Source organism: Pseudomonas sp. Irchel 3F6 (genome assembly GCF_900187595.1).
Taxonomy (GTDB): domain Bacteria; phylum Pseudomonadota; class Gammaproteobacteria; order Pseudomonadales; family Pseudomonadaceae; genus Aquipseudomonas; species Aquipseudomonas siliginis.
The window spans coordinates 1143016-1165694 of record NZ_FYDP01000002.1 but is presented as its reverse complement, the minus strand read 5'-3'; the positions used below and the strand labels follow the sequence as shown (position 1 = coordinate 1165694).

The 22679-nt window shown below is 58.8% G+C and carries 21 protein-coding genes and 1 tRNA gene; 10 read left to right on the top strand and 12 right to left on the bottom strand.

Annotation, left to right across the window (positions count from 1 at the left end):
- Positions 1-57 precede the first annotated feature (57 nt).
- The 3 genes from CKW30_RS11485 to CKW30_RS11475 all read left to right on the top strand — a co-directional run bounded on the left by CKW30_RS11485 (position 58) and on the right by CKW30_RS11475 (position 3694).
- Positions 58-798 (top strand): phosphoadenylyl-sulfate reductase, encoded by a 741-nt coding sequence (locus CKW30_RS11485; protein ID WP_041479156.1) that lies wholly within the window; start codon positions 58-60, stop codon positions 796-798.
- Positions 799-1372: 574 nt separating this feature from the next.
- On the top strand, positions 1373-2911 hold the full coding sequence (locus tag CKW30_RS11480) for an NCS1 family nucleobase:cation symporter-1 (protein WP_095180832.1): 1539 nt from the start codon (positions 1373-1375) through the stop codon (positions 2909-2911).
- A 54-nt stretch (positions 2912-2965) separates the two neighbouring features.
- Positions 2966-3694 (top strand): aspartate/glutamate racemase family protein, encoded by a 729-nt coding sequence (locus CKW30_RS11475; protein WP_095180831.1) that lies wholly within the window; start codon positions 2966-2968, stop codon positions 3692-3694.
- A 131-nt stretch (positions 3695-3825) separates the two neighbouring features.
- On the opposite strand, the gene CKW30_RS11470 is transcribed toward CKW30_RS11475, so the two are convergent.
- Positions 3826-4749 (bottom strand): LysR family transcriptional regulator, encoded by a 924-nt coding sequence (locus CKW30_RS11470; RefSeq protein ID WP_095180874.1) that lies wholly within the window; start codon positions 4747-4749, stop codon positions 3826-3828.
- A 125-nt stretch (positions 4750-4874) separates the two neighbouring features.
- Between CKW30_RS11470 and CKW30_RS11465 the strand changes: the two genes are divergently transcribed.
- Positions 4875-5621 (top strand): 3-oxoacyl-ACP reductase family protein, encoded by a 747-nt coding sequence (locus CKW30_RS11465; RefSeq protein ID WP_095180830.1) that lies wholly within the window; start codon positions 4875-4877, stop codon positions 5619-5621.
- 62 nt (positions 5622-5683) lie between these two features.
- On the opposite strand, the gene CKW30_RS11460 is transcribed toward CKW30_RS11465, so the two are convergent.
- Positions 5684-6379, bottom strand: a complete 696-nt coding sequence (locus tag CKW30_RS11460) for an HAD-IA family hydrolase (protein ID WP_095180829.1) — start codon at positions 6377-6379, stop codon at positions 5684-5686.
- Between the two features lie 239 nt (positions 6380-6618).
- On the opposite strand from CKW30_RS11460, the gene CKW30_RS27765 reads away from it, so the two are divergent.
- Positions 6619-11397, top strand: a complete 4779-nt coding sequence (locus CKW30_RS27765; RefSeq protein ID WP_095180828.1) for an RHS repeat-associated core domain-containing protein — start codon at positions 6619-6621, stop codon at positions 11395-11397.
- Complete coding sequence (locus CKW30_RS11450; RefSeq protein WP_056784098.1) at positions 11394-11822, top strand: hypothetical protein; 429 nt, start codon at positions 11394-11396, stop codon at positions 11820-11822. Before CKW30_RS27765 ends, CKW30_RS11450 begins: the two co-directional genes overlap by 4 nt.
- Positions 11823-11898: 76 nt before the next feature.
- Here CKW30_RS11450 and CKW30_RS27315 read toward each other — a convergent pair whose 3' ends face one another.
- The 4 genes from CKW30_RS27315 to CKW30_RS27545 form a co-directional block, all read right to left on the bottom strand.
- A complete protein-coding gene (locus CKW30_RS27315; protein ID WP_016773805.1) occupies positions 11899-12066 on the bottom strand; it encodes a hypothetical protein in 168 nt (55 codons plus the stop codon).
- Between the two features lie 118 nt (positions 12067-12184).
- Positions 12185-12604 (bottom strand): YMGG-like glycine zipper-containing protein, encoded by a 420-nt coding sequence (locus CKW30_RS11445; protein WP_024012287.1) that lies wholly within the window; start codon positions 12602-12604, stop codon positions 12185-12187.
- A 135-nt stretch (positions 12605-12739) separates the two neighbouring features.
- Positions 12740-13111: a hypothetical protein gene (locus CKW30_RS11440; protein WP_016773803.1), complete on the bottom strand. Its 372-nt coding sequence runs from the start codon at positions 13109-13111 to the stop codon at positions 12740-12742.
- A 312-nt stretch (positions 13112-13423) separates the two neighbouring features.
- Positions 13424-13612 (bottom strand): hypothetical protein, encoded by a 189-nt coding sequence (locus tag CKW30_RS27545; RefSeq protein ID WP_024012286.1) that lies wholly within the window; start codon positions 13610-13612, stop codon positions 13424-13426.
- A gap of 221 nt (positions 13613-13833) precedes the next feature.
- On the opposite strand from CKW30_RS27545, the gene CKW30_RS11430 reads away from it, so the two are divergent.
- Positions 13834-14112, top strand: a complete 279-nt coding sequence (locus CKW30_RS11430) for a hypothetical protein (RefSeq protein ID WP_095180827.1) — start codon at positions 13834-13836, stop codon at positions 14110-14112.
- Positions 14113-14167: 55 nt separating this feature from the next.
- Here the strand turns inward: CKW30_RS11430 and CKW30_RS11425 are convergent, their stop codons facing one another.
- The 4 genes from CKW30_RS11425 to CKW30_RS11410 form a co-directional block, all read right to left on the bottom strand.
- Positions 14168-14488 carry a YbjQ family protein gene (locus CKW30_RS11425; RefSeq protein WP_016773801.1) on the bottom strand — a complete coding sequence of 107 codons (321 nt, stop codon included), beginning with the start codon at positions 14486-14488 and terminating at the stop codon, positions 14168-14170.
- A 68-nt stretch (positions 14489-14556) separates the two neighbouring features.
- Positions 14557-15837 carry a Y-family DNA polymerase gene (locus CKW30_RS11420; RefSeq protein ID WP_095180826.1) on the bottom strand — a complete coding sequence of 427 codons (1281 nt, stop codon included), beginning with the start codon at positions 15835-15837 and terminating at the stop codon, positions 14557-14559.
- Entirely contained in the window at positions 15824-16255 is a 432-nt protein-coding gene (locus CKW30_RS11415; RefSeq protein WP_095180825.1) for a LexA family transcriptional regulator, read from the bottom strand. Before CKW30_RS11415 ends, CKW30_RS11420 begins: the two co-directional genes overlap by 14 nt.
- Before the next feature lie 249 nt (positions 16256-16504).
- Positions 16505-16594, bottom strand: a tRNA-Ser gene (locus CKW30_RS11410).
- A gap of 297 nt (positions 16595-16891) precedes the next feature.
- On the opposite strand from CKW30_RS11410, the gene CKW30_RS11405 reads away from it, so the two are divergent.
- From CKW30_RS11405 to CKW30_RS11395, 3 genes are all read left to right on the top strand, one after another.
- A complete protein-coding gene (locus CKW30_RS11405; RefSeq protein WP_076566844.1) occupies positions 16892-17581 on the top strand; it encodes a crotonase/enoyl-CoA hydratase family protein in 690 nt (229 codons plus the stop codon).
- A gap of 219 nt (positions 17582-17800) precedes the next feature.
- Positions 17801-18523, top strand: coding sequence for a 1-acylglycerol-3-phosphate O-acyltransferase (locus tag CKW30_RS11400; protein ID WP_076566842.1), 723 nt, complete (start codon positions 17801-17803; stop codon positions 18521-18523).
- Between the two features lie 132 nt (positions 18524-18655).
- Positions 18656-19627, top strand: coding sequence for a magnesium and cobalt transport protein CorA (locus CKW30_RS11395; RefSeq protein ID WP_095180824.1), 972 nt, complete (start codon positions 18656-18658; stop codon positions 19625-19627).
- A gap of 69 nt (positions 19628-19696) precedes the next feature.
- Here CKW30_RS11395 and CKW30_RS11390 read toward each other — a convergent pair whose 3' ends face one another.
- Positions 19697-20425, bottom strand: coding sequence for an amidotransferase (locus CKW30_RS11390; RefSeq protein WP_095180823.1), 729 nt, complete (start codon positions 20423-20425; stop codon positions 19697-19699).
- A gap of 91 nt (positions 20426-20516) precedes the next feature.
- Positions 20517-22661, bottom strand: a complete 2145-nt coding sequence (locus tag CKW30_RS11385; protein ID WP_095180822.1) for a 3-hydroxyacyl-CoA dehydrogenase NAD-binding domain-containing protein — start codon at positions 22659-22661, stop codon at positions 20517-20519.
- Positions 22662-22679: the final 18 nt, after the last annotated feature.

Genomic DNA, 22679 nt, shown 5'->3' with positions numbered 1-22679 from the left:
TACCATCGGCCCCCTATAGAGCGCCCGAGCGCCATTGACCTGTAGGAAGCCGCCCTGATGAGCCCAACGTTTGACGTCGTGGAACTCGCCACGACCTATGCCAACAAATCCGCCCAGGACATTCTCAAACTCGCCTTCGCCGAGTTCGGCGATGACTTGTGGATATCTTTCAGCGGCGCCGAGGACGTGGTGCTGGTGGACATGGCGTGGAAGCTGAATAAGAACGTCAAAGTGTTCAGCCTCGACACCGGCCGCCTGCATCCGGAGACCTACCGCTTCATCGAGCAGGTGCGCGAGCACTACAAGATCGATATTGAAATCGTCTCGCCGGACTACACGAAACTCGAACCGTTCGTGAAGGAAAAAGGCCTGTTCAGTTTCTACAAGGACGGCCACGGCGAATGCTGCGGTATCCGCAAGATCGAGCCGCTGCGCCGTAAGCTGTCCGACGTCAAAGCCTGGGCCACCGGCCAGCGCCGCGACCAGAGCCCGGGCACCCGCAGCGCTGTGGCGGTACTGGAAATCGACACGGCGTTCTCGACACCGGAACGCACCCTGTACAAGTTCAACCCGTTGGCGCAGATGACCAGCGAGGAGATCTGGGGTTACATCCGCATGCTCGAACTGCCCTACAACAGCCTGCACGAGCGCGGCTTCATCAGCATCGGCTGCGAACCCTGCACCCGCCCGGTACTGCCGAACCAGCACGAGCGTGAAGGCCGCTGGTGGTGGGAAGAAGCCACGCAGAAAGAATGCGGACTGCATGCGGGGAATATCATCAGCAAGAGCAAGGTCTGATCCACCATTTATAGAAAGACCTGTGGGAGCGAGCCTGCTCGCGAAAGCGCAGTTCCAGTCAACGTTTCAGTTGCCTGATACACCGCATTCGCGAGCAGGCTCGCTCCCACATTGATATGTGCCAGGCACGCAAAAGGTGTACACAAGGTTGTCACCATTGGTGCCATTTATGTGTGCACTTTCTGTTTTTACGCCCTGAAAAGTTACATCCCCCAGCAGAATCCCGTCTGCGTGCGCCCCCTGCAAAATCCCTCCTCCAAAAAAAATACCTGTCCAATCGATCAATTTATATCGCCGGTTTTTCAGTCACTTACCCCGCATTGATAACTATTCGAAATGAGCCTTGGCGCTTATAGATTGGCAACTGGCACAAATCTGGCTTTATCGCATACATGTTTTGTATACAAAACTGCAAAACATGCACACTTTCGATCCGCAAGCCTGAAGCGCCCTATCCCATACAGGCTGCAGATGCCCCGTAACCAGTGATGTTTTCACCGCCGCGACGAAGATTTGTCGAGCCTGAGCGCTCATGCACAGTCATCGCGGGAGTGAACGTCAGGAGCCTGCCGGAATGCGTACAAGTCTTTCGAATAACATCGTGCTGAATCTGCCCTCCTCCACGCTTGATCAACCGTTGCCCGATGACGGACTGAGCGAGCCGCTGCAACTGAGCCCGCGTCTGCACAACAGCGATCTGGCGCCGACCAAAGCCGAAGGCCGACGTTGGGGCCGGTACAGCATCTTCGCCCTGTGGACGAATGACGTGCACAACATCGCCAACTACTCGTTCGCCATCGGCTTGTATGCACTGGGTCTGGGCGGCTGGCAGATTCTGTTGTCGCTGGGGATCGGCGCGGCGCTGGTGTATTTCTTCATGAACCTGTCCGGGTACATGGGGCAGAAAACCGGGGTGCCGTTTCCGGTGATCAGCCGGATCAGTTTTGGCATCCACGGTGCGCAAATTCCTGCATTGATCAGGGCGGTTATCGCCATCGCCTGGTTCGGTATTCAGACGTACCTCGCCTCGGTGGTATTCCGCGTCCTGCTGACCGCCGTGCATCCCGGCTTTGCCGAATACGATCACGACTCAATTCTGGGCCTGTCGAGTCTGGGCTGGGTGTGCTTTGTAGCAATCTGGCTGGTGCAACTGGCGATCCTCGCCTACGGCATGGAGATGGTGCGCCGTTACGAGGCATTTGCCGGGCCGGTGATTCTGCTGACCGTAGCCGCACTCGCCGGGTGGATGTACTTCCAGGCCAACGCGACCATTGCCTGGTCGATCCGCGAGCCGCTGACCGGGGGCGAGATGTGGCGCAACATTTTTGCTGGTGGCGCGTTGTGGCTGGCGATCTACGGCACGCTGATCCTCAATTTCTGCGACTTCGCCCGTTCTTCGCCGTGCCGCAAAACCATCAAAGTAGGAAATTTCTGGGGCTTGCCGGTGAACATTCTGGTATTCGCCGCGATTACCGTACTGCTGTGTGGCGCGCAGTTCCAGATCAACGGGCGGATCATCGAAAGCCCGACCGAGATCATCGCTTCGATCCCCAACACGTTCTTTCTGGTGCTCGGCTGCCTGGCTTTTCTGATTGTCACCGTTGCGGTGAACATCATGGCCAACTTCGTTGCCCCGGCGTTCGTCCTCAGCAACCTGGCGCCGAAGTATCTGACCTTCCGCCGCGCCGGGTTGATCAGCGCGACCATCGCCGTGCTGATCCTGCCGTGGAACCTCTACAACAGTCCGCTGGTGATCGTGTATTTCCTGTCGGGCCTCGGCGCCCTGCTCGGCCCGTTGTACGGGGTGATCATGGTCGACTACTGGCTGATCCGCAAAGGCCGGATCAACGTGCCGCAGCTCTACAGCGAAGACCCCAACGGCGCTTATTACTACAGCCGCGGCATCAATTTCCGCGCGGTGGCGGCGTTTATTCCTGCGGCGCTGATCGCCATCGTTCTGGCATTGGTGCCCGGTTTCCACAGCGTCTCGCCGTTCTCCTGGCTGATCGGTGCCGGCATCGCCGGCATGCTTTACCTGATCATCGCCAAGCGCCAGACCCATTACGCCGAAGTCAGCGGTGAATGCATCGCTGTGGATAACGTCAGCCACTGATCCCTTCGCGGCCCGGTTTTCGGGCCGCACCACTGCCCGCAATAAGGATTTTCCATGCGTATTCTCGTGGTCAACGTCAACACCACCGAATCCATCACCGACGCCATCGCCCGCTCGGCACAGGCCGTCGCTTCGCCCGGTACCGAAATCGTCGGCCTGACGCCGTACTTCGGCGCCGAATCGATTGAAGGCAATTTCGAAAGTTACCTGGCCGCCATCGCCGTGATGGATCGAGTGATGTCTTACGATCAACCCTTCGATGCGGTGATCCAGGCCGGCTACGGCGAACATGGCCGCGAAGGTTTGCAGGAACTGCTCAACGTGCCAGTGGTAGATATCACTGACGCGGCGGCCAGCACCGCGATGTTTCTCGGCCATGCCTACTCGGTGGTGACCACGCTGGATCGCACCGTGCCGCTGATCGAGGATCGGCTGAAATTGTCCGGCCTGTGGGATCGCTGTGCCTCGGTGCGCGCCAGTGGTCTGGCAGTTCTGGAGCTGGAACATGAACCGCAGCGCGCACTGGAAGCGATCGTGCAGCAGGCCGAACTGGCGGTGACCCAGGACAAGGCCGAGGTGATTTGCCTGGGCTGCGGCGGCATGGCCGGGCTGGACGAGCAGATTCGCCGGCGCACCGGCGTGCCGGTGGTGGATGGCGTGACAGCCGCCGTGATGATTGCCGAGTCGCTGGTGCGTTTGAAGTTGTCGACGTCGAAGGTTCGCACTTATGCCACGCCACGGCCGAAGAACATTGTTGGTTGGGCGGAGCGCTTTGCTCGATAGACCGAGTGATCGTTCATCGCGGGCAAGCCCGCTCCCACAGGGTTTTGTGTTGTTTGCAAGATGTGTGAACAACTCAAAACTTGTGGGAGCGGGCTTGCCCGCGATAGCCGCAACTCGGTTTGATGCCTGGCTCAGATAGCACTAAACCGCCGCCCCAGTCCCTGCTCAGCAAACTGTTCAATCACGAAATCCACAAACGCCCGGGTCTTACCCGGCAACAATTTGTGCTCGGCGTAATAGATCGAAATGTTGCCGTCATCGACAAACCAGTCCGGCAGCACTCGCTGTAACGTCCCTGCCTGAAGATACGGCACCGCAAACGGCATGCTCACCAGCGCAATGCCCAAACCTTGCATCGCCGTTGCACAGGCAGCCTCGGAATCACTCATGGTCATCCGCGTCCGCAATGTCAGTGGACTGTGTTGCTGATCGCGGTGAGTCAGTTGCCAGGAACGCACGCGCCCGGTCTGCGGTGAGCGAATCAGAATGCCGTCGTGTTGCTTGAGGTCATCGGGATGGCTGATCGGCGCATGTTTTTGCAGATAGTCCTCCGATGCCACCAACACCCGATGCGCCGGTGTCAGCCTGCGCGCAACCACGCCTTGTGGCAGTTCAAAGCCGCCGCCAATCGCCGCGTCAAAGCCCTGCCCGATCAGGTCGACCTGGCGGTTATCGAAATGCCAGTCCGGGTTGATCGCCGGATAGCGCCGCAGAAACTCACCGAGCAGCGGCACGATATACAGACGACCGAACACCGTGCCCATGCTGACTTTCAGCGTGCCGGCCGGTTGCCCGCCGGCACTGGCCAGATTGGCTACGGCATTCTGGATGGTGGTCAGGCTGGCGCTGACTTCACTCAAAAACAGCTGCCCCGCTTCGGTCAACGTCAGGCTGCGTGTACTACGCTGGAACAGCCGCACGCCAAGCCGCGCTTCCAGTTTCGCCACGCTCTTGCCGACCGCCGCCGGGGTCAGGCTCAAGCGTCGCGCGGCTTCGGCAAAGCTGCCGACTTCGGCGCCGCGCACAAAGCATTCGATACTGCTGAACGTTTCCATGATCGCCACTATAAACTTCTGGTTTACACAGACTATAGCAATCATGGTCTACCCGGTTGTCGATGCCAGGCCGATACTCGGCACCAACACCAAGGCATTCCGCCTTGAACACTTGGAGATCGAACATGACCACTCAACACCTCAGCGGCAAGGTCGCTCTGATTCAAGGCGGTTCGCGCGGCATCGGCGCGGCCATCGTCAAACGTCTGGCCGCTGAAGGCGCCGCTGTCGCTTTCACCTACGTCAGCTCCGCCGCCAAAGCCGAAGAACTGCAGAACAGCATCACTGACAACGGCGGCAAAGCCTTGGCGATCAAGGCTGACAGCGCCGACGCCAGCGCGATTCGCCACGCCGTCAGCGCCACCGTCGAAGCGTTTGGACGCCTGGACATTCTGGTCAACAACGCCGGCGTGCTGGCCATCGCGCCGCTGGAAGACTTCAAACTCGAAGATTTCGATCAGACCCTGGCCATCAACGTGCGCAGCGTGTTCATTGCGTCCCAGGAAGCGGCGAAGCACATGGGCGAAGGCTCGCGGATCATCAACATCGGCAGCACCAACGCCGACCGCATGCCCTTCGGCGGTGGCGGTGTCTACGCGATGAGCAAATCGGCACTGGTCGGCCTGACCAAAGGCCTTGCCCGCGACCTCGGCCCTCGCGGCATCACCATCAACAACGTGCAACCTGGCCCGGTCGACACCGACATGAACCCGGCCCATGGCGAATTCGCCGACAGCCTGATCCCGCTGATGGCCGTCGGTCGTTACGGCACCGCCGATGAAATCGCCAGCTTCGTCGCCTACCTGGCCGGGCCGGAAGCCGGTTACATCACCGGTGCCAGCCTGACCATCGACGGTGGTTTCGGCGCCTGACAGACCGACAAGAAAAAACGCCGCCCTTCTTTATAGCAAGGGCGGCGTTTTTGTATGGACGGTCAAGCCAGTTCCAGCATCGGCAGGCCAAATGCGCTGGGCGTGAAATCTTCCAACGAACGAATAATGCCGTCAGCGTGGGCATATTTCTCATCGGCCATCGCTGCGTCGGGGATGGCGATCGCGGTCATGCCTGCCGCTTTCGCGGCGGTGACGCCGAACGGCGAATCCTCGAACACCAGACAATCCCCGGGCGCGATGCCCAGGCGCCGGGCGGCGGTGAGGAAGATATCCGGCGCCGGTTTGGCCGCGCCGACTTCCGGATCGTCCGCCGTGACGATGAAATCGAACAGCGCAAACCACTCACGGTGCAAGGTGGTTTTCTGCCCGAACGACTGGCGCGACGAACTGGTGCCGACTGCGATCGGGATGTTGTGCGCCTTGAGGTGACGCACCAGCGCTTCGGCCCCCGGCATCGCTTGCGCCTTGGGAAAACGCTCGCGCATCAGCGGCTCGCGGATCTGCAGAAATTCTTCCGGAGTGATCGGTAACTCCAACGCCTGCACCACGTAATTGGCCAGATCATTGGCACCGCGACCAATGATGTTCTGCTTGACGCTCCAGTCGAAGGTTTTCCCGTAGCGCCCGGCAATCAGCGAGGTGACCTCGGTGTAAATGCCCTCGGTGTCGAGCAGCAAACCGTCCATATCGAAAATCACGGCCTTGATCGGGCCGAACGTCTTCAGCGGTGCATTCATCATCGGATCCGTTAACAAAGACATCCCGGGCGACAGGCAACGTGCCGCAACGCGGATCTGATTAATGGGTTCAGCAGCATAGCGAGGCCGATGGACATTGAGCAACGGGCAATGCCATCGACGCCTTTTCGCATTTAGCGAAAACTCCTACAGACACTGCCTACTTCCCCGACTTCTTTCCTTTTTGATCCCCCGCAAAGTCCGCGCTCCCGTTTCTTCATATGCGCGAGCGACTGCGAATGTTTCAACCCGATCAGCTCCTGGCCCTGAACAACAGCATCGGACTGCTGGTGGTGGCCGCCCTGAATCCGAAGCAGCCAGATTTTGAAGCGCTGATCGACGAGTTCCGCCTGTGCCTGAACAACTACGACGCCTGGGCCGAGCAGTTCTGGACCGGGACGGCGCTGGACATCGAGCAGGTGTTCAAGGTTGGCAATGACGTACAACTGAGCGCGCCGATCACTTCGCGCGCACCTGTCAGTTCATCGGTGGTCATGTGTTCGGCCAGCGGGCCGCTGACCCTGGTGCATCTGTTTGAAGCAGCGCGCTTCGTGCCGATCGGCGACACCCCGGTGACCCTCGAACCGCTGCTCAGCGACGTCGACGGCGTGCTGACCTTCGGCGAACCAAAGCGCTACACCATTGGCCCGAGCGGGATCCTCGAGGTGACCGATTGCATGCGCGGCCAGCGCTATCGCGTCACCTTCTTTCCCAACGTTTCCTCCGCCCATGTCCGCGCCCTGTATGCCTCATATGAAGGGGTCATTGCCGGCCTTGAAGGCTGGCTGCGCAGCGAATGGACAGGCTTCCAGCCGCAGTGGACGGAGTTTTCCAGCGCCGGTTTTCTTGATCGTTACGGGCAGTTGCAGCGGGCCGATTGGCGCGGCCTGGAAAAAGCCCTGAATGGCGTCTGGGATGACATTCAGCAGCTGTTTGCCCTCCTCGCCGACCTCCAGGAACACAGCGCAAAGCTCCTCGAATATCTGAGCGAAGTCGAACTCGAGGCGCTGCTTGCTGCTTCAAACGAAGCGATCGCCAACGCCTTGTTGATGCTCAGCGACGAGCCGTTGTTGTTCATTCATCTGGCCGCGTTCACCAGTTGGCTGAAGATGCTGCCGCCGCAATACCTCGCCGAGGTGGTGGCCGAAGTTCGCACCGAGTTGCTGATCAGCTTCCTGTTGATGCGCGTGGCGGGCGGTGCCGGCGTATCGCTGCGTTTGAGCAGCAAGGTCCTGGCGAAAGTCAAGTCGCCACGGGCGCGAGAGTGGCTGGCCGCCTCAGCCTTGCGTCTGGCTGAGCTGACTTCGACACCGGAACTCAAACAGCACGCGAGCACGCTGAAGCCGCTGATGTTTCATGCGCGCGAAGTGGAGCTGAAGCCGACGCCATCGATTCCGCTGAACATTCGTCAGGCCGACGCGGTGGTGCTCCGCGTGCCGAATCCGGCGCCGCTCGCGCGGGAAAAATCCCAGGGCATGGCGCGCCTTGAGCGCCACGAGCCCCACGACGACGTCCCCGATCAAGCGAAAAACCCCAACGGCGACGCCGCCGACTGCGTCCCCAATACCTGCAAAAACGGCTGCCCGGTGTCGATGGTCACCGGCGAAGAACTGCTGACCCTGACCGACGCGGTGCTCGATGGCGTGCTGCCCTTCGAGTTCACCCGCTTGTACCGCAGCAGCGCGGTCGAGATCGACATCGGCCTGGGTTTTGGCTGGAGCCACACGCTGGCCCATCGCCTGTCCTTCGACGGCGATGGCGTGATCTGGATCGACCACGAAAACCGCCGCACTCGTTTTCCCCTGCCCAACGTCGCGCGCCCTGCGATCCACAACAGCCTGTCGCGGGCGGCGATCTTTCTTGGCGATGAGCCGGAAGAACTGATTCTGGCTCTGGCCGGCGACAGCGCGCGGTTCTATCACTTTCGCGCCGGCCGGCTGACCGCAATCAGCGATGTCTACGGCAATCGTCTGACCCTGCAACGCGATCGCTCCGATCGCATTCAGCGTCTGGACAACGGCGCCGGGCGCGCCCTGCTGTTGCGTTATGACCGCGCGCAGCTGGTGGCAGTCGATTATCAGGTGTTCGTCCAGGGCGAGTGGACCACCGAGCAAAACCTTGCCACCTACAGCTTCGATGCCCGGCAACGCCTGCTGGTCGCGACCAACGCGGTCGGCGACAGCGAGCGCTACGACTACGACGACCACCACGTCATCCTCCAGCGCCAGTTGACCGGCGGTGCGAGCTTCTTCTGGGAGTGGCAGCGCGAGGGCAAAGCCGCCCGCTGTGTGAGGCACTGGGCGTCGTTCTCGCAGATGAACACCCGTTACGTCTGGAACGATGACGACGCCAGCGTGACCGTGCATTACGTCGACGGTACCGAAGAAGTCTACGTCCACGACGAGCGCGCGCGACTGGTGCGCCAGGTTGCGGCCGATGGCGGCGAGCAGCTCAAGGCTTATGACCAGCAGGGGCGATTGATCGCCGAGCAGGATGCTTTGGGCGCGGTTACCGAATACCGCTATGACGAAATCGGACGGCTGATCGCGCTGGTTCCGCCGGACGATGCACCAACGTCCTACGAGTACCGCAACGGCTTTCTCTACAAGCGTTGCCGTGGTGATGCGGTGTGGATCTATCGGCGCAACGCTGAAGGCGCCGTTACCGAAGCGGTCGATCCCGACGGCCAGGTCACCCATTACTACTACAACCTGCGCGGGCAATTGCTGTCGCTGCGTTACCCGGACAGCAGCCGCCACCGCTGGGTGTGGAACGAGCTCGGCCAGCTCATCGAAGAAACCCTGCCCGATGGTGGCGTGCGGCGCTTTTCCTACGATGCGCTGGGACGGCGGATTACCACCCAGGACGAATTTGGTGTCGTCAGTCGTCAGCAGTGGGACGCGGCCGGCCGACTGATCCTGACGACTTCTCCTACGGGCAGCACGCGCGCCTACAGCTACGGCGCCTACGGCCAGATCACCGCTGAGCGCGATGAACTCAGGCGCATTACCCGCTACGAATATGACGATGATTTGCACCTGGTCTCGCGACGGATCAATCCCGACGGCACCCGCGTGCAGTACCGCTACGACCATGCGCGGTTGCTGCTGACCGAAATTGAAAACGAGTCAGGGGAAAAATACTGCCTGGATTACACGCCGACCGGATTGATCCGACAGGAAACCGGGTTTGATGGGCGGCGCACGGCGTATGCCTACGACCTCAACGGGCACCTGCTGGAGAAGACCGAGTTTGGCGAGCAGGGTTTATCGCTGGTCACCCACTACCAGCGCGATAAGGCCGGGCGCTTGCGGGTCAAAACCCTGCCCGATGGCGCCAAGATCCGCTACGACTACGATCGCCTCGGTCGGTTGATCGGCGTCGATGACGGGCAAAACCATCCGCTGGCCTTCGAGTACGACCGTCAGGACCGGCTGATCACCGAGCATCAGGGCTGGGGCACCTTGCGCTACGCCTATGACGCCTGCGGTCAGCTCAAGCGCCTGCGCCTGCCGGACAACAGCAAGCTCGATTACCACTACGCCAAGGGCGGTGCGCTGTCGGCCATCGACCTTAATGGCACGCCGCTCACGCGCCACGTCTACCAGTCCGGTCGCGAACAGCAACGCCAGCAAGGTTTGCTGCTCAGCGAATATTCTTACGACGATCAGGGCCGCTTGCTTGCCCACGCTGTAGGTCATCGCCACGCTTCGCTGTACCGCCGCGATTATGCCTACAGCGCCAACGGCAATCTCGAGCACATTGCCGACAGCCGCCACGGCCAGCGCACTTATGGCTACGACGCCCTCGACCGGTTGATCCGCGTACGTCACTCACGCGACGAGCTGCCCGAATCCTTCGCCCACGACCCGGCCGGCAACCTGCTGATGCAGGATCGTCCCGGCCCTGCGCAGATCAAGGGCAATCGCCTGCTGATGCAGGGCGACCGTCATTACGACTACGACGCCTTCGGCAACCTGATCCGCGAACGCCGTGGCCACGGCCAGACCCTGGTCACCGAATACCGCTACGACTGCCAGCACCGCCTGATCGGCCTGACCCGCCCCGACGGCCAGACCGCCACTTATCACTACGACGCCTTCGGCCGGCGCATCCGCAAAACAATCGACGGCGCCGTCACCGAATTCTTCTGGCAAGGCGAACACCTCGTCGCCGAAAGCAGCGCCACGCAATACCGCAGCTTCCTCTACGAACCCGGCACCTTCCGCCCACTGGCGATGCTCGACGGCAAAGGCCCGAAAAAAGCCTGCCCGTTCTACTACCAACTCGACCACCTCGGTACTCCGCAGGAACTCACCGACTACAGCGGCGAAATCGTCTGGTCCGCGCAATACGACGCCTACGGCAAAGTCGCCGCCGTCACCCTCGCCGGCGAAGACTACCTCGACCAACCGCTGCGCTTTCAGGGGCAGTATTTCGATGTTGAAAGCGGATTGCATTACAACCGGCATCGGTATTACGACCCAAGGCTTGGACGGTATTTGACGCCGGACCCGGTGAAGCTGGCGGGTGGGTTGAATCAGTACCAGTACGTGCCGAATCCGACGGGGTGGGTGGATCCGTTGGGGTTGACGTCCAACTGCCCTCCGCCGAATAAGCCTAGGTGTGAGGTGCCGGGGGCGAGTGATAGGGTTAAGGTTGATGAGGGGGAGCCGGACCTACCGGCCATTGCTCACAATATAGATCCAAACACTCTGAAACGAGTACATGCAATCGCGGGTAAGACCTCAACTAGGACAGTAGATGGGTATAAGGACAAAATGCGTGACGGATTCAATTCAGTACGCCCCATTGACGTTCTAGAACATAACGGCAGTTTATATATTCTGGATGGACACCACCGCGCAGCAGCTGCACGACAAACTTCGACCAATGTGACGATTAAACTCATAACAAATCTGAAAGCGTACGAAGGATCTCTAAGAAGCATTGAAGATATATTAGAGTCAGCAAATAATGTAGGCTTCGACAGATTGGAGCACCGGAGAAGAAGATGAGTGATCAAAGTGAAAATCTGGAGACCCTGATAAATGATTTTATCTCCATGGTAGATTCCAGCACGTTGATACTTGAAAGAAAATTTGGCACTCGAGATATTCGAAAGCTCTGGTATACCAAGGCGATCAAGCGATGCGGGAGAGTCACTCGAGGCGTTAAATATGAATTGCACGGCATTGGCTGCCGCATCAATCTATCGACAGGAACCGTAGATTTTGACTATGGACCTAATGGTGAAATCAATGGATTCGACACTTGGCGCTTATACAACTTTGCTTGTGAACGACCATCTAAGCATAGAAAGTATTGCAACGAAGAAACTATCGAAAAAGAATTCGCCGAATACATCAATCTAAAAAAAATCAAAAAAATTTCAGCCATAAGTAATCTATATATCTGGGCCGACTCGAAAGAAACGACCTAAACACGACCACAAAGAGGGCCTGTGGACTCAGGCCCTTTAAACCAATATTCAAAATCTCCATTCACCAAGAACACTCTCACTGCTCATCCCCATCCTCCTCATACTCCATATCCGCCTCATCCGCATCATTCAACGGCACCGTCGCATCATCCATCAGCGAGCCGGGATCTTCATTCCCCGGATCATTGATAAACGGCAATCCACTCGGGCCCTTCTCTTCTTTGCCTTCGGTTTCGGGAGTCATGGCGCACCTCTTGAGCGTGTGGGATGTATCACTTTCGAAAAGCCCTATCGCCAATCGTTCCTCTGCCTGACGGCCAGACACGAAAAACCCGGCGCCAGGCCGGGTTTTCGTTGATCAATCAGCGATGTTTATTTTTGTGTTTGTTCTTGTGCTTGTGGCCGCCGGAATGAGATCCGCCGTCGTCGTCGCCAAGATTGTTACCTACCGCGCCGCCTGCTGCGCCGCCCAGGCCTGCGCCAATGGCGGAGCCGGTGGAGCCGCCGAGGCTGTTGCCGACGACCGAGCCGCCTGCTGCGCCAAGACCGCCGCCAATCGCGGCTTCGGTGCGGTTGCGTTTGTTCGCGCCGACGGCACTGCCGGCCGCGCCGCCAACACCTGCGCCGACCGCTGCGCCCGTACTGCCGCCAAGTTGTCCGCCAACCACATTACCCAGCGCACCGCCGAGACCACCGCCTACGGCAGCGGTGCCGTCTCCGGCCGCCATCGCGCCCTGCGCCACGACCAAGCCAAAAAACAGTGCAGATAATGACAATCGCATATGAACCTCGCAGTTCCCGAATCGGGACAGTCCGCCCAAGCGGGGCGTATGCAGATTGGAGATGATTTCTGACGAAACGTTCAGCCATGAAAAAGCCCGACATCGAGTCGGGCTTTTTCTGACAGGCCATCAGTCTCAGTGGCGCTTGTGACCTTTGCCCAGGTTGCTGCCGACTGCGCCGCCGGCCGCGCCGCCAAGGCCCGCGCCGATGGTGGCGCCGTTGCGGCCGCCCAGGCTGTTGCCGATCACCGAACCACCGGCTGCACCGACACCGCCGCCGATCGCCGCTTTGGTGCGGCTGCCCTTGCGTGCGGCGACGGCACTGCCTGCTGCGCCCGCGACGCCAGCGCCAATGGCGGCACCGGTGCTGCCGCCCATTTTCTGACCGACCACGTTACCCAGCGCGCCACCCAGGCCACCGCCCAGCGCCGCGGTGCCATCACCGGCAGCCATCGCACCTTGAGCAACCAGAAGGCCAAGAACCAGAGCAGGCAGTGTTAAACGCATGACGAAAACCTCAAATAAACGGGATGACGAGAAGGAGCGGGATTTAATGCGCTCGGCGCAGGAAAGTCCAGACGCGGGCGGCAGCGTCGATTGGACCGCAATCGTGGAAAAGGTTTTATGCCGGGCAAAAAAAAGCCCGCTGGGGAGACGGGCTGGAGACTTGCTTTCTAACGGATGGCTTCACACTACGTTGGCCAACGTGAAAAGTTTGTGAAAAAAAACCGACATTAATGTCAATGCCCGTCAGGGATTTCAAACCCCTATTCCTGCGCACATAAAAAACCCCGTTCAATGACGGGGTGCAGGATGAAATCACTTTCTGGTCCTTGCCGTGACCTTGGGTAGGAATTTCGCTTTCGGCCCTTTGGGGGCTGTGGATTTGATTTTGCCGATGCTCACCGGATCCTCGCCAAACCCCGACTGATACTCCGACTGACCGCAGCGCACACAATTGTTGAATGAAAACTCTGCGCCATCATCTTCGATAAATGGACCTGACATAGACTCTCCCCTACGCAACCGGGTCGACACCGACAAAACAGTTTTGCCTGGAAAATATCGCCCCTCAGCGCTTTTGAGACTAGCTGGTCACTACTGGACTTGCCGTTCAGAAAGACTGATCACCGACGAATGGAAAAAAGCGTCGTGAACGATCATTCGCTAAAGATTTCCATCGAACGGCCGCTGCCCTTACTCCTACAAATGAATCTCAAGGAGAGATCATGCAGATCAATGGATTCCCGAACATGCCAGTCGTAAAACTCACGGACGAGCAGATCGCTGCTGGCAAGGCCGGTGCGGAAAAACTCAAGGAAAAGATCGCCTCCGGTGAAATCACCGTCAAATACCCGGACAAACCGCTTCTGCAACCGGGCGTCGTCTACCATCCCAGCGAGCCCGCACCATCGGCGCAGCCTGACGGGACACCGCCCCTCGTTGCCATCGATACACCGCTGACCTATGACGCAAGAGGTGCTGTGTTGCTCAAGCCACAAGGCTGATTGACGCGAAAAAGCCCATTCGTTGTGCGAGTGGGCTTTGCCTTGAACACAATGATCAACGCAGCTTCACCGCCGTTCCGGTGACAAACACCACGACCATGCCACCCTTGCCTGCCGGCATGCTGATCTCAAAATCCACGCCAACCACCGCGTCAGCCTGCAATGCCCGCGCTCGATCTTTCAGTTCGTCGGTTGCCTGAATACGTGCTTCTTTAAGAGCCCGCTCCAACGTCTGCGAGCGCCCGCCAAAGAAGTCGCGCATGCCCGCAAACATATCGCGGATCACGTTGACGCCCTGCACAGACTCGGCGCTGACGATGTCCAGATAGGCCGTGATCTGCCGCCCCTCGACGGAATGAGTGGTGGAAATGATCATGAAAGTCGTCCTTTTACTGCAAAAGTGAAGGCGGCGATTGTAACGCGGCACCAGATCTGGCCCGTGCCTCAATTGGATTTAACCACCCACAATTGATCCAGCTTCGTCGTAAAACTCGAACTCATCATCTCCCGCCGCATGCCCCAGGCCGGATCCGCCGGCACACTCCCCGCTCGCAACGTTCCATGCCCCCAGCGCTGATTGATCTGGTCGAGCACCCCCATCACCTTCTCCGCCGTCTGCGGTTGCGACTGGGAAAACAAGTCTTCGGTAAACTCTCCGGGCTGCCGAAGATCCATCAATAACACTTCAGCCTTGCTGTACTTGAAGCCCGGCCGGAACAATCGATCAACCGCCTCGCTCGCCACCTTGCTCAGCAATCGCACATCATTGGTCGGATAAGGCAACTCGATCAGCGCGCCATTGGCGTACTTCGCCTCTTCCGGATTGAACATGCCGGTGCGGATACTCACGCGGATCTTTTTGCACAGCGAACTCTGCGCACGCAGCTTTTCCGCCGCTCGATGCACATAAGTAGCAACGGCTTCCTTGATCGGCTCGATGGTAGTCAAACGGTTGCCAAACATGCGGCTGCTGCAAATTTCCTGCTTCGGCGGTTCTGTTTCCGACAGTTCCAGACAGGATGTGCCGCCCAGTTCGCGCGCGGTCTTCTCGATCACCACGCTGAACTTGCGCCGCAGTGTCCACGGATCGGCCTTCGCCAAGTCCATCGCACTTCTGATTTGCATGCTTTCCAGATGAGCTTTCATCCGCCGTCCGACGCCCCACACTTCACCGACATCGGTATTGCGTAACACCCAGTCGCGTTTGGACGGATCGCAGATGTCGACCACGCCGCCGGTATGCGCTTGCAGGCGTTTCGCGGTGTGGTTGGCGAGCTTGGCCAGCGTTTTCGTCGGGGCGATGCCGACGCCGACCGGGATGCCGGTGCGCTTATAAACAGCAGAGCGGATGGTCCGGCCAAAACCTGTCAGGTCCCCAGGAATGCCGCTGAGATCGGCGAACGCCTCATCAATGCTGTAAACCTCGACCGCCGGCACCATGGATTCGATGATCGTCATCACCCGTTCGCTCATGTCGCCGTACAACGCGTAATTACTGCTGAACACCTGAATGCCGTGGCGGCGCAGATCATCACAAATCTGAAAGTACGGCGCGCCCATTTTCACAAAAGGTTTGGCATCGTAGCTGCGCGCGATCACGCAGCCATCGTTGTTGCTCAGCACGACAATCGGCGTCTTCGCCAGATCGGGCCGGAACACTCGCTCACAGCTGGCATAGAAGCTGTTGCAATCGATCAGCGCGAAAACCTGCTCACGATTTGCCATGGTCGCGCACGCTGTAAGTGACCACACCCCAGATCACCAGCTCATCCCCTTCCATCACGTAGCGTGGCGGGTATTTGCTGTTGGCCGAAAGAAGGATGATGGTGTTGTCGCGCATGTGCAGGCGCTTGCAGACAGGTTCGGAGTTGAGACCGGCGATGACGATATCGCCGTGCTCGGCAGTCAGGCTGCGGTCGACGATCACCAGATCACCGCAAAATATCCCGGCGTCCTGCATGCTCTCGCCTTCGATCTTCGCCAGATAAACGTGCGGCGCACGAATATCAAAAACTTCGTCCAGAGAGATGTGCTTTTCAATGTGATCAGCCGCGGGCGAAGGAAAACCGGCGGGAATCCGAAACGAATACAGCGCAAGCTGTTCGCCCGCGCCTGACAAAGGGCCGAGGATGGTGACGCTCATGATACGAACCTGATAGTGAGTTTACTGTATGCGCATACAGTAAACTCGGGACGGTTCGGAGGGTCAATGAGGCGTGTAGGAGATTTCGACGGGTGACAGGGTTTTGTACAACTTCTTGGTAATAAAAGACTGCCAACTCACGTTTCAGAGGCTTCGAACCAGTGGTCCTTTAGCAACTTTTTCCAGACACCAAAAACCACAAACCCCCGACTTTCTCTAGGAAAATCAGGGGTTTGCGTTTACTGAATGTGGCGGTGAAGGAGAGATTCGAACTCTCGATACAGTTTCCTGTATACACACTTTCCAGGCGTGCTCCTTAAGCCACTCGGACACTTCACCGTATCTCTGCAGACATGTTCTGTCTGTCGAGGCGCGCTAATGTAGTCGAAAGCTTTTCCGATGGCAAACTTTTTTTCAGAATTTTCATGCGCTTAAGAGAGGCCGCTGCGTTCAGCCAGAGCGGACGATGGCAAACCCGCCAATCTTGGGTAAACCGTGCGCTTCCTTTTATAGCAGGCAACACGCGCGCAGCGCTGGCCGAAGCGCAAAACGGTGACTGGCAGGTCAGTCACGGCGCTTTACCTGGCCTGCGGCGGTGGGTAACGTCTGCCCATCTTTCTAATAAGGAATAGCGTCATGAGCGAGTTGATTGCCTACCACCTCGAAGACGGTATCGCGACCCTGACCCTGAACAATGGCAAGGTCAACGCGATTTCTCCGGATGTGATTGCGGCGTTTAACGCGGCGCTGGATCAGGCGGTGGCGGATCGCGCCGTGGTGATCATTACCGGGCAGCCGGGGATTCTTTCGGGTGGTTATGACCTGAAGGTGATGACGGCCGGCCCGAAAGAGGCCGTTGCGCTGGTGACGGCCGGTTCGACCCTGGCGCGCCGCCTGCTCTCTCACCCGTTCCCGGTGATCGTTGCTTGCCCGGGGCACGCCGTGGCCAAGGGTGCTTTCCTGCTGTTGTCCGCCGATTACCGCATCGGTGTCGACGGCCCGTTCAGCATCGGTCTCAACGAAGTGCAGATCGGCATGACCATGCACCATGCCGGTATCGAGCTGGCACGCGACCGCTTGCGGCGTTCGGCTTTCCATCGCTCGGTAATCAATGGCGAGATGTTCGATCCGCAAAGTGCCGTTGATGCAGGCTTCCTCGACAAAGTCGTCACAGCCGAAGAATTGCAGGGCGCCGCCCTGGCTGCCGCGCGTCAGTTGAAGAAGATCAACATGCTGGCGCACAAGAACACCAAGCTGAAAGTGCGCAAGCAACTGCTGGAAACTCTTGACGATGCCATCCTGCAGGATCAGCAACATCTGGGCTGACTCGTCCAAAATCTGCCGGTAAGAGAATAGCCCGACCTTGGTCGGGCTTTTTCTTACGTTCAGCGTTGAAGATTCGCTGAAAGCTCTAGGACGCGCCTGACAGGCAATGCTGAAACATGCGCTTAAACATCGGCCATCTCCGGACTCTATAGCGGCAATTGCCGAAAACAGTGCACATCCGTACACTGCGCCACCTTTTGTCCCGGTGGGCCTGCAAAAATGCTGTTTGTGTTTCGTATGTTGTTGATGGGCCTGCACTTTATTCTGGCCGGCGTGCTGGGCGTGATCCTTGGATTGTGCCGCCCGTTCAACCCGGACAACAGCCGACTCTGCGCCCGCCTCTACGCTTTGCCGGCGATGTGTATCTTGCGTTTGCGGGTCAAGTCCGAGGTCAACGGCTTGATGAACAAGCCCGACAGTTGCGTGATCATCGCCAACCATCAGTCAAACTACGATCTGTTCGTGTTCGGCAATGTCGTCCCTCGTCGCACCGTTTGTATCGGCAAGAAGAGCCTGAAGTGGGTGCCGTTGTTCGGCCAGTTGTTCTGGCTGGCCGGCAATGTGTTGATCGACCGTGGCAATGCGCACAAGGCGCGGCAGTCGATGCTGACGACGACCCACACCTTGCAGAACGAAGACACCTCGATCTGGGTATTCCCGGAGGGCACCCGCAACCTCGGTGAAGATTTGTTGCCGTTCAAGAAAGGTGCGTTCCAGATGGCGATTGCCGCTGGCGTGCCGATCGTTCCGGTGTGCGTGAGCAGCTATATAAAGCACATGCGCCTGAATCGCTGGCGCAGTGGCAACGTTCTCATACGTTCCTTGCCGGCGATTCCTACAGTCGGATTGACCATGGACGACATGCCCATGCTGATCGAGCGATGCCGCGAGCAGATGCGCGAGTGCATCGAATCGATGGATCGGCAACTGCAAGCCGCGTGAAACCAGACCCGCCCCGTGCGGGTTTTCTTTTGCCGGGTGAACTGTAGAAGTTTCACTGACTCTCAAGCAGCGACACGGCTAAGCTGAAGCCTAGTTTCCCTGCCATCTGCCAAGAAGAAGTGAATCACCACCATGGGTCGAGTTGTTGCTGCTGCGGTGTACAGCGAGGGTAAGAAAGTCTCCAATATTGCGCTGGACGAAGGTGCTGCCTGGGCCGCCAAACCCGGCCACTTCGTCTGGATCGGTCTGGAAGAACCGGACGCACAGGAATTATCCAACCTGCAACGACAGTTCAACCTGCATGAACTGGCCATCGAAGACGCGCTGGAAAAACACAGCCGACCAAAACTGGAAACCTTTGGTGACGCTCTGTTTATCGTCACCTACTCACCGGTTCGCGAAAACGGCGTTTTGCAATTCATCGAAACGCATATCTTCGCCGGCAGGGGTTACATCATTACCGCACGCAACGGCCATTCCGCGTCGTACGCCTATGTGCGTCAACGCTGTGAGGCGCGTCCGCTGTTGCTCGAGCACGGGGAAGATTTCGTCCTGTATGCGCTGCTCGATTTCGTCATCGAAAACTATCAGCCGGTGGGCGAAGCGATCCACGCCGAGATCGATGAGCTGGAGCGCAATGTGCTGTGCAGCGCCCTCAACGAGCGCGACATCCAGAAGCTGCACGGTCTGCGCCGCGATGTGGTGCGCTTGCGTCGGTATGCGGCACCGATGGTGGAGATCGGCGAGGAGCTGCAAAAGCTCAGTTTCCCGTTCATCGACAAGAACATGCGCCCGTACTTTCGCGATGTGCAGATTCATGTAACGCGGCAGATGGAAGACCTGACCACGCTGGCGGACATTGCCAGCCAGACCATCGAGATTGGCGTGTTGCTTGAGGCATCACGGCAGAGCGTGGTGCAACGCAAGTTTGCAGCGTGGGCGGCGATTCTGGCGTTCCCGACAGCGGTGGCGGGGATCTACGGAATGAATTTCCAGAACATGCCGGAATTGACCTGGCACTACGGTTATTTTGCAGTGCTGGGGTTTATTGCGGTGGGGTGTGTGAGTTTGTGGGCGAGCTTCAAGCGGTCCGGGTGGCTGTAGCCGGGACCGCGTTGCCCCGGAGATTCGCGAGCAGGCTCGCTCCCACAGGGATTGTGGGAGCAGGCCCTTTTAGCGTTGAGCCGTTTCTGGCTTGTGCGCTACGAAGCGCATCATCCACTCCGCAACCGTAGCGCCATGATGTTCCTGCTCAAGGCTGGCCATGCCTTTGCTGTAAATCTGCGAACCCAGCGCTTCCTGGCGCAGATCGAGCAGCGCGCGGGAGTAATCGTGAATGAATTCCGGGTGACCCTGGAAGCACAGCACTTGATCGTTGATGTGATACGCCGCGAACGGGCAGAAATCGCTGGAGGCGATGACCGTGGCGTTTTCCGGAAGCTCGGTTACCTGATCCTGATGACTGATCAGCAGTGTCAGCTCTTCGCGCGCCGGGCTCATCCACGGTGCCTTAGCTGCCAGCTGATAGCTGTGAGTGCCGACGCCCCAGCCTTGGGACGCACGCTCACTCTTGCCACCAAGCAGTAGCGCCAGCAATTGATGGCCGAAGCACACGCCGAGCAATTTGTCGCCGCGTTCGTAGCGATTCAAAAGGTAGGTCTTGAGGGTCTGGATCCACGGATCCGTGCCGAACGAATCGGCCTTGCTGCCAGTGACCAGGTACGCATCGAAAGTCTCGTCGTCACTTGGGTAATCCCCTTTCACCACGTTATAGACAGTGAAATCAGCGGCGATCGGTTGCTGCGAGAACAGGCGCTGGAACATCTGCCCATAGCCCTGATATTGGTCAATCAATTCGGGCCGCAGGATGTCGGTTTCGAGAATGCAGATGCGCAGCGACATAAAAAATACCTGACACGTGATGGGAATAATGAACACCCAGAGCCTGCCCTGAAACACCCGGCCAAGGCAAGCCCCGAAATGCTCGCCGGCCCTAGAACATTTCACCTTTCGCCGCTTTGTCCAGCAGCAGCGCTGGCGGGGTAAAACGCTCGCCGTATTGCTCGGCCAGATACTGCGCGCGGGCGATGAAGTCCTCCAGGCCATACTGGTTGATGAACTGCAGCGCCCCGCCGGTCCACGCGGCGAAACCGATACCGAAGATGGAACCGACGTTGGCGTCCGCCGTCGAGGTGAGCACGCCCTCCTCCACGCAACGCACGGTTTCAATGGCCTGCACGAACAACAGACGATCACGCACATCCTTCGCAGAGATCTGTCCGTCGGCCTTCTCGAAGCGCGTTTTCAGCTCCGGCCATAAATGCTTCTGGGCACCGGCTGGATACTCATAGAAACCGCCTCCGGCAGCTTTGCCCGGTCGCTTGAATTCATTGAGCATCAAGTCAATCACGGCGAAGGCCGGGTGCTCAATCAGCGGTTTGCCTTCTGCCTGCAAGTCCTTGGCCGTCTGCTGACGGATATGGCTCATCAGGCTGAGGGAAACTTCGTCGGAGATTGCCAGAGGCCCGACCGGCATCCCGGCCTTGCGCGCTTCGGTCTCGATCATCGGCGCACTGACACCCTCGCCGAGCATGGCGATACCCTCGTTGGTGAATGTGCCGAAAACCCGCGAGGTAAAGAAGCCGCGACTGTCATTGACCACGATCGGAGTTTTCTTGATTTGCAGAACGAAGTCGAAACCGCGAGCGAGAGTTTCGTCGCTGGTCTGCGCGCCCTTGATGATTTCCACCAGCGGCATTTTTTCCACCGGACTGAAGAAATGCAGGCCGATGAATTTGCTTTGATCGGGCACGGCCGTCGCCAGGCCGGTGATCGGCAGGGTCGATGTGTTGGAGGCGATGACAGCGTCGCCACCCACCACCTGTTGCGCGGCAGCAGATACCTTGGCTTTGAGCTGGCGATCCTCGAACACCGCTTCGATGATCAGATCGCAACCGGCCAGATCGGCATCGCTTTCGCTCGCAACGATGCGCGCCAGCACCGCCTCGCGCTGCTCGACAGTCAGCTGGCCACGGGCAACTTTTTTATCCAGCAGCGCTGCGGAATGCGCTTTGCCCTTCTCGGCTGCGGCAAGGTTGATGTCCTTGAGGACGACGTCGATACCAGCCGAGGCGCTGACAAAAGCGATGCCCGCGCCCATCATTCCGGCGCCGAGCACACCGACTTTGCGGGTTTTATAGGGCGCAAAACCTTGCGGTCTGGAACCGCCGGCGTTGATTTCGTTCAACTGGAACCAGAACGTGCCGATCAGGTTTTTCGAAATCTGCCCGGTCGTCAGCTCGGTGAAGTAGCGGGTTTCGATCAGGTGCGCGGTGTCGAAATCGACCTGAGCGCCCTCCACCGCCGCGCATAGAATCTTCTCCGGCGCCGGCAGGGTGCCTTGAGTTTTTTTGCGCAGGATCGACGGCGCAATCGCCAGCATCTGCGCCACTTTCGGGCTCGATGGCGTGCCGCCAGGAATCTGGTAGCCCTTCACGTCCCAGCGCTGCACTGCCGCCGGATTGGCGAGAATCCAGGCGCGCGCCTTGGCCAGCAGCTCATCGCGATTCGCTGCCAGTTCATCAATCAGCCCGGCCTGCAACGCCTGTTGCGGGCGCACCTTCTTGCCTTCAAGCAAGTACGGCAGGGCTTTTTCGATACCGAGCATGCGCACCATGCGCACCACCCCGCCGCCGCCCGGCAACAGGCCCAGCGTCACCTCCGGCAAACCGAGTTGCACCGAGGCATCATCCACAGCGATGCGATGGTGGCAGGCCAGACAGATCTCCCAGCCGCCGCCCAACGCAGCGCCGTTGATCGCCGCGACCACCGGTTTGCCGAGGGTTTCCAGGCTGCGCAATTGCGCCTTGAGGGTCAGCACCATGTCGTAGAAGGCTTTGGCTTCGGGCTTGCCAACCTTGATCAATTCATTGAGGTCGCCGCCGGCAAAAAAGGTTTTCTTCGCCGAGGTGATGATCACTCCGGCGATGCTGTCCTTCTCCGCTGACAAACGAGCAACGCAAGCGGCCATGGCCTCGCGATACACGGCGTTCATGGTGTTGGCGCTCTGGCCCGGCATGTCCATGGTCAGCACGACGATAGCGTCCTGGCCTTTTTCGTAACGAATGGCTTCGCTCATAACAGGGTTCCTTGAAGT

Bases quoted from the DNA above. Each gene is read 5' to 3' on its own strand.
- CKW30_RS11400 (WP_076566842.1), top strand. From the start codon at position 17,801: ATGCTGTTTGTGTTTCGTATGTTGTTGATGGGCCTGCACTTTATTCTG.
- CKW30_RS11430 (WP_095180827.1), top strand. From the start codon at position 13,834: ATGCAGATCAATGGATTCCCGAACATGCCAGTCGTAAAACTCACGGAC.
- CKW30_RS11450 (WP_056784098.1), top strand. From the start codon at position 11,394: ATGAGTGATCAAAGTGAAAATCTGGAGACCCTGATAAATGATTTTATC.
- CKW30_RS11475 (WP_095180831.1), top strand. From the start codon at position 2,966: ATGCGTATTCTCGTGGTCAACGTCAACACCACCGAATCCATCACCGAC.
- CKW30_RS11420 (WP_095180826.1), bottom strand. From the start codon at position 15,837: ATGGCAAATCGTGAGCAGGTTTTCGCGCTGATCGATTGCAACAGCTTC.
- CKW30_RS11470 (WP_095180874.1), bottom strand. From the start codon at position 4,749: ATGGAAACGTTCAGCAGTATCGAATGCTTTGTGCGCGGCGCCGAAGTC.
- CKW30_RS11440 (WP_016773803.1), bottom strand. From the start codon at position 13,111: ATGCGTTTAACACTGCCTGCTCTGGTTCTTGGCCTTCTGGTTGCTCAA.
- CKW30_RS11465 (WP_095180830.1), top strand. From the start codon at position 4,875: ATGACCACTCAACACCTCAGCGGCAAGGTCGCTCTGATTCAAGGCGGT.
- CKW30_RS11405 (WP_076566844.1), top strand. From the start codon at position 16,892: ATGAGCGAGTTGATTGCCTACCACCTCGAAGACGGTATCGCGACCCTG.
- CKW30_RS11390 (WP_095180823.1), bottom strand. From the start codon at position 20,425: ATGTCGCTGCGCATCTGCATTCTCGAAACCGACATCCTGCGGCCCGAA.
- CKW30_RS11385 (WP_095180822.1), bottom strand. From the start codon at position 22,661: ATGAGCGAAGCCATTCGTTACGAAAAAGGCCAGGACGCTATCGTCGTG.
- CKW30_RS11425 (WP_016773801.1), bottom strand. From the start codon at position 14,488: ATGATCATTTCCACCACTCATTCCGTCGAGGGGCGGCAGATCACGGCC.
- CKW30_RS27545 (WP_024012286.1), bottom strand. From the start codon at position 13,612: ATGTCAGGTCCATTTATCGAAGATGATGGCGCAGAGTTTTCATTCAAC.
- CKW30_RS27765 (WP_095180828.1), top strand. From the start codon at position 6,619: ATGTTTCAACCCGATCAGCTCCTGGCCCTGAACAACAGCATCGGACTG.
- CKW30_RS11480 (WP_095180832.1), top strand. From the start codon at position 1,373: ATGCGTACAAGTCTTTCGAATAACATCGTGCTGAATCTGCCCTCCTCC.
- CKW30_RS11460 (WP_095180829.1), bottom strand. From the start codon at position 6,379: ATGAATGCACCGCTGAAGACGTTCGGCCCGATCAAGGCCGTGATTTTC.
- CKW30_RS11395 (WP_095180824.1), top strand. From the start codon at position 18,656: ATGGGTCGAGTTGTTGCTGCTGCGGTGTACAGCGAGGGTAAGAAAGTC.
- CKW30_RS11445 (WP_024012287.1), bottom strand. From the start codon at position 12,604: ATGCGATTGTCATTATCTGCACTGTTTTTTGGCTTGGTCGTGGCGCAG.
- CKW30_RS27315 (WP_016773805.1), bottom strand. From the start codon at position 12,066: ATGACTCCCGAAACCGAAGGCAAAGAAGAGAAGGGCCCGAGTGGATTG.
- CKW30_RS11415 (WP_095180825.1), bottom strand. From the start codon at position 16,255: ATGAGCGTCACCATCCTCGGCCCTTTGTCAGGCGCGGGCGAACAGCTT.
- CKW30_RS11485 (WP_041479156.1), top strand. From the start codon at position 58: ATGAGCCCAACGTTTGACGTCGTGGAACTCGCCACGACCTATGCCAAC.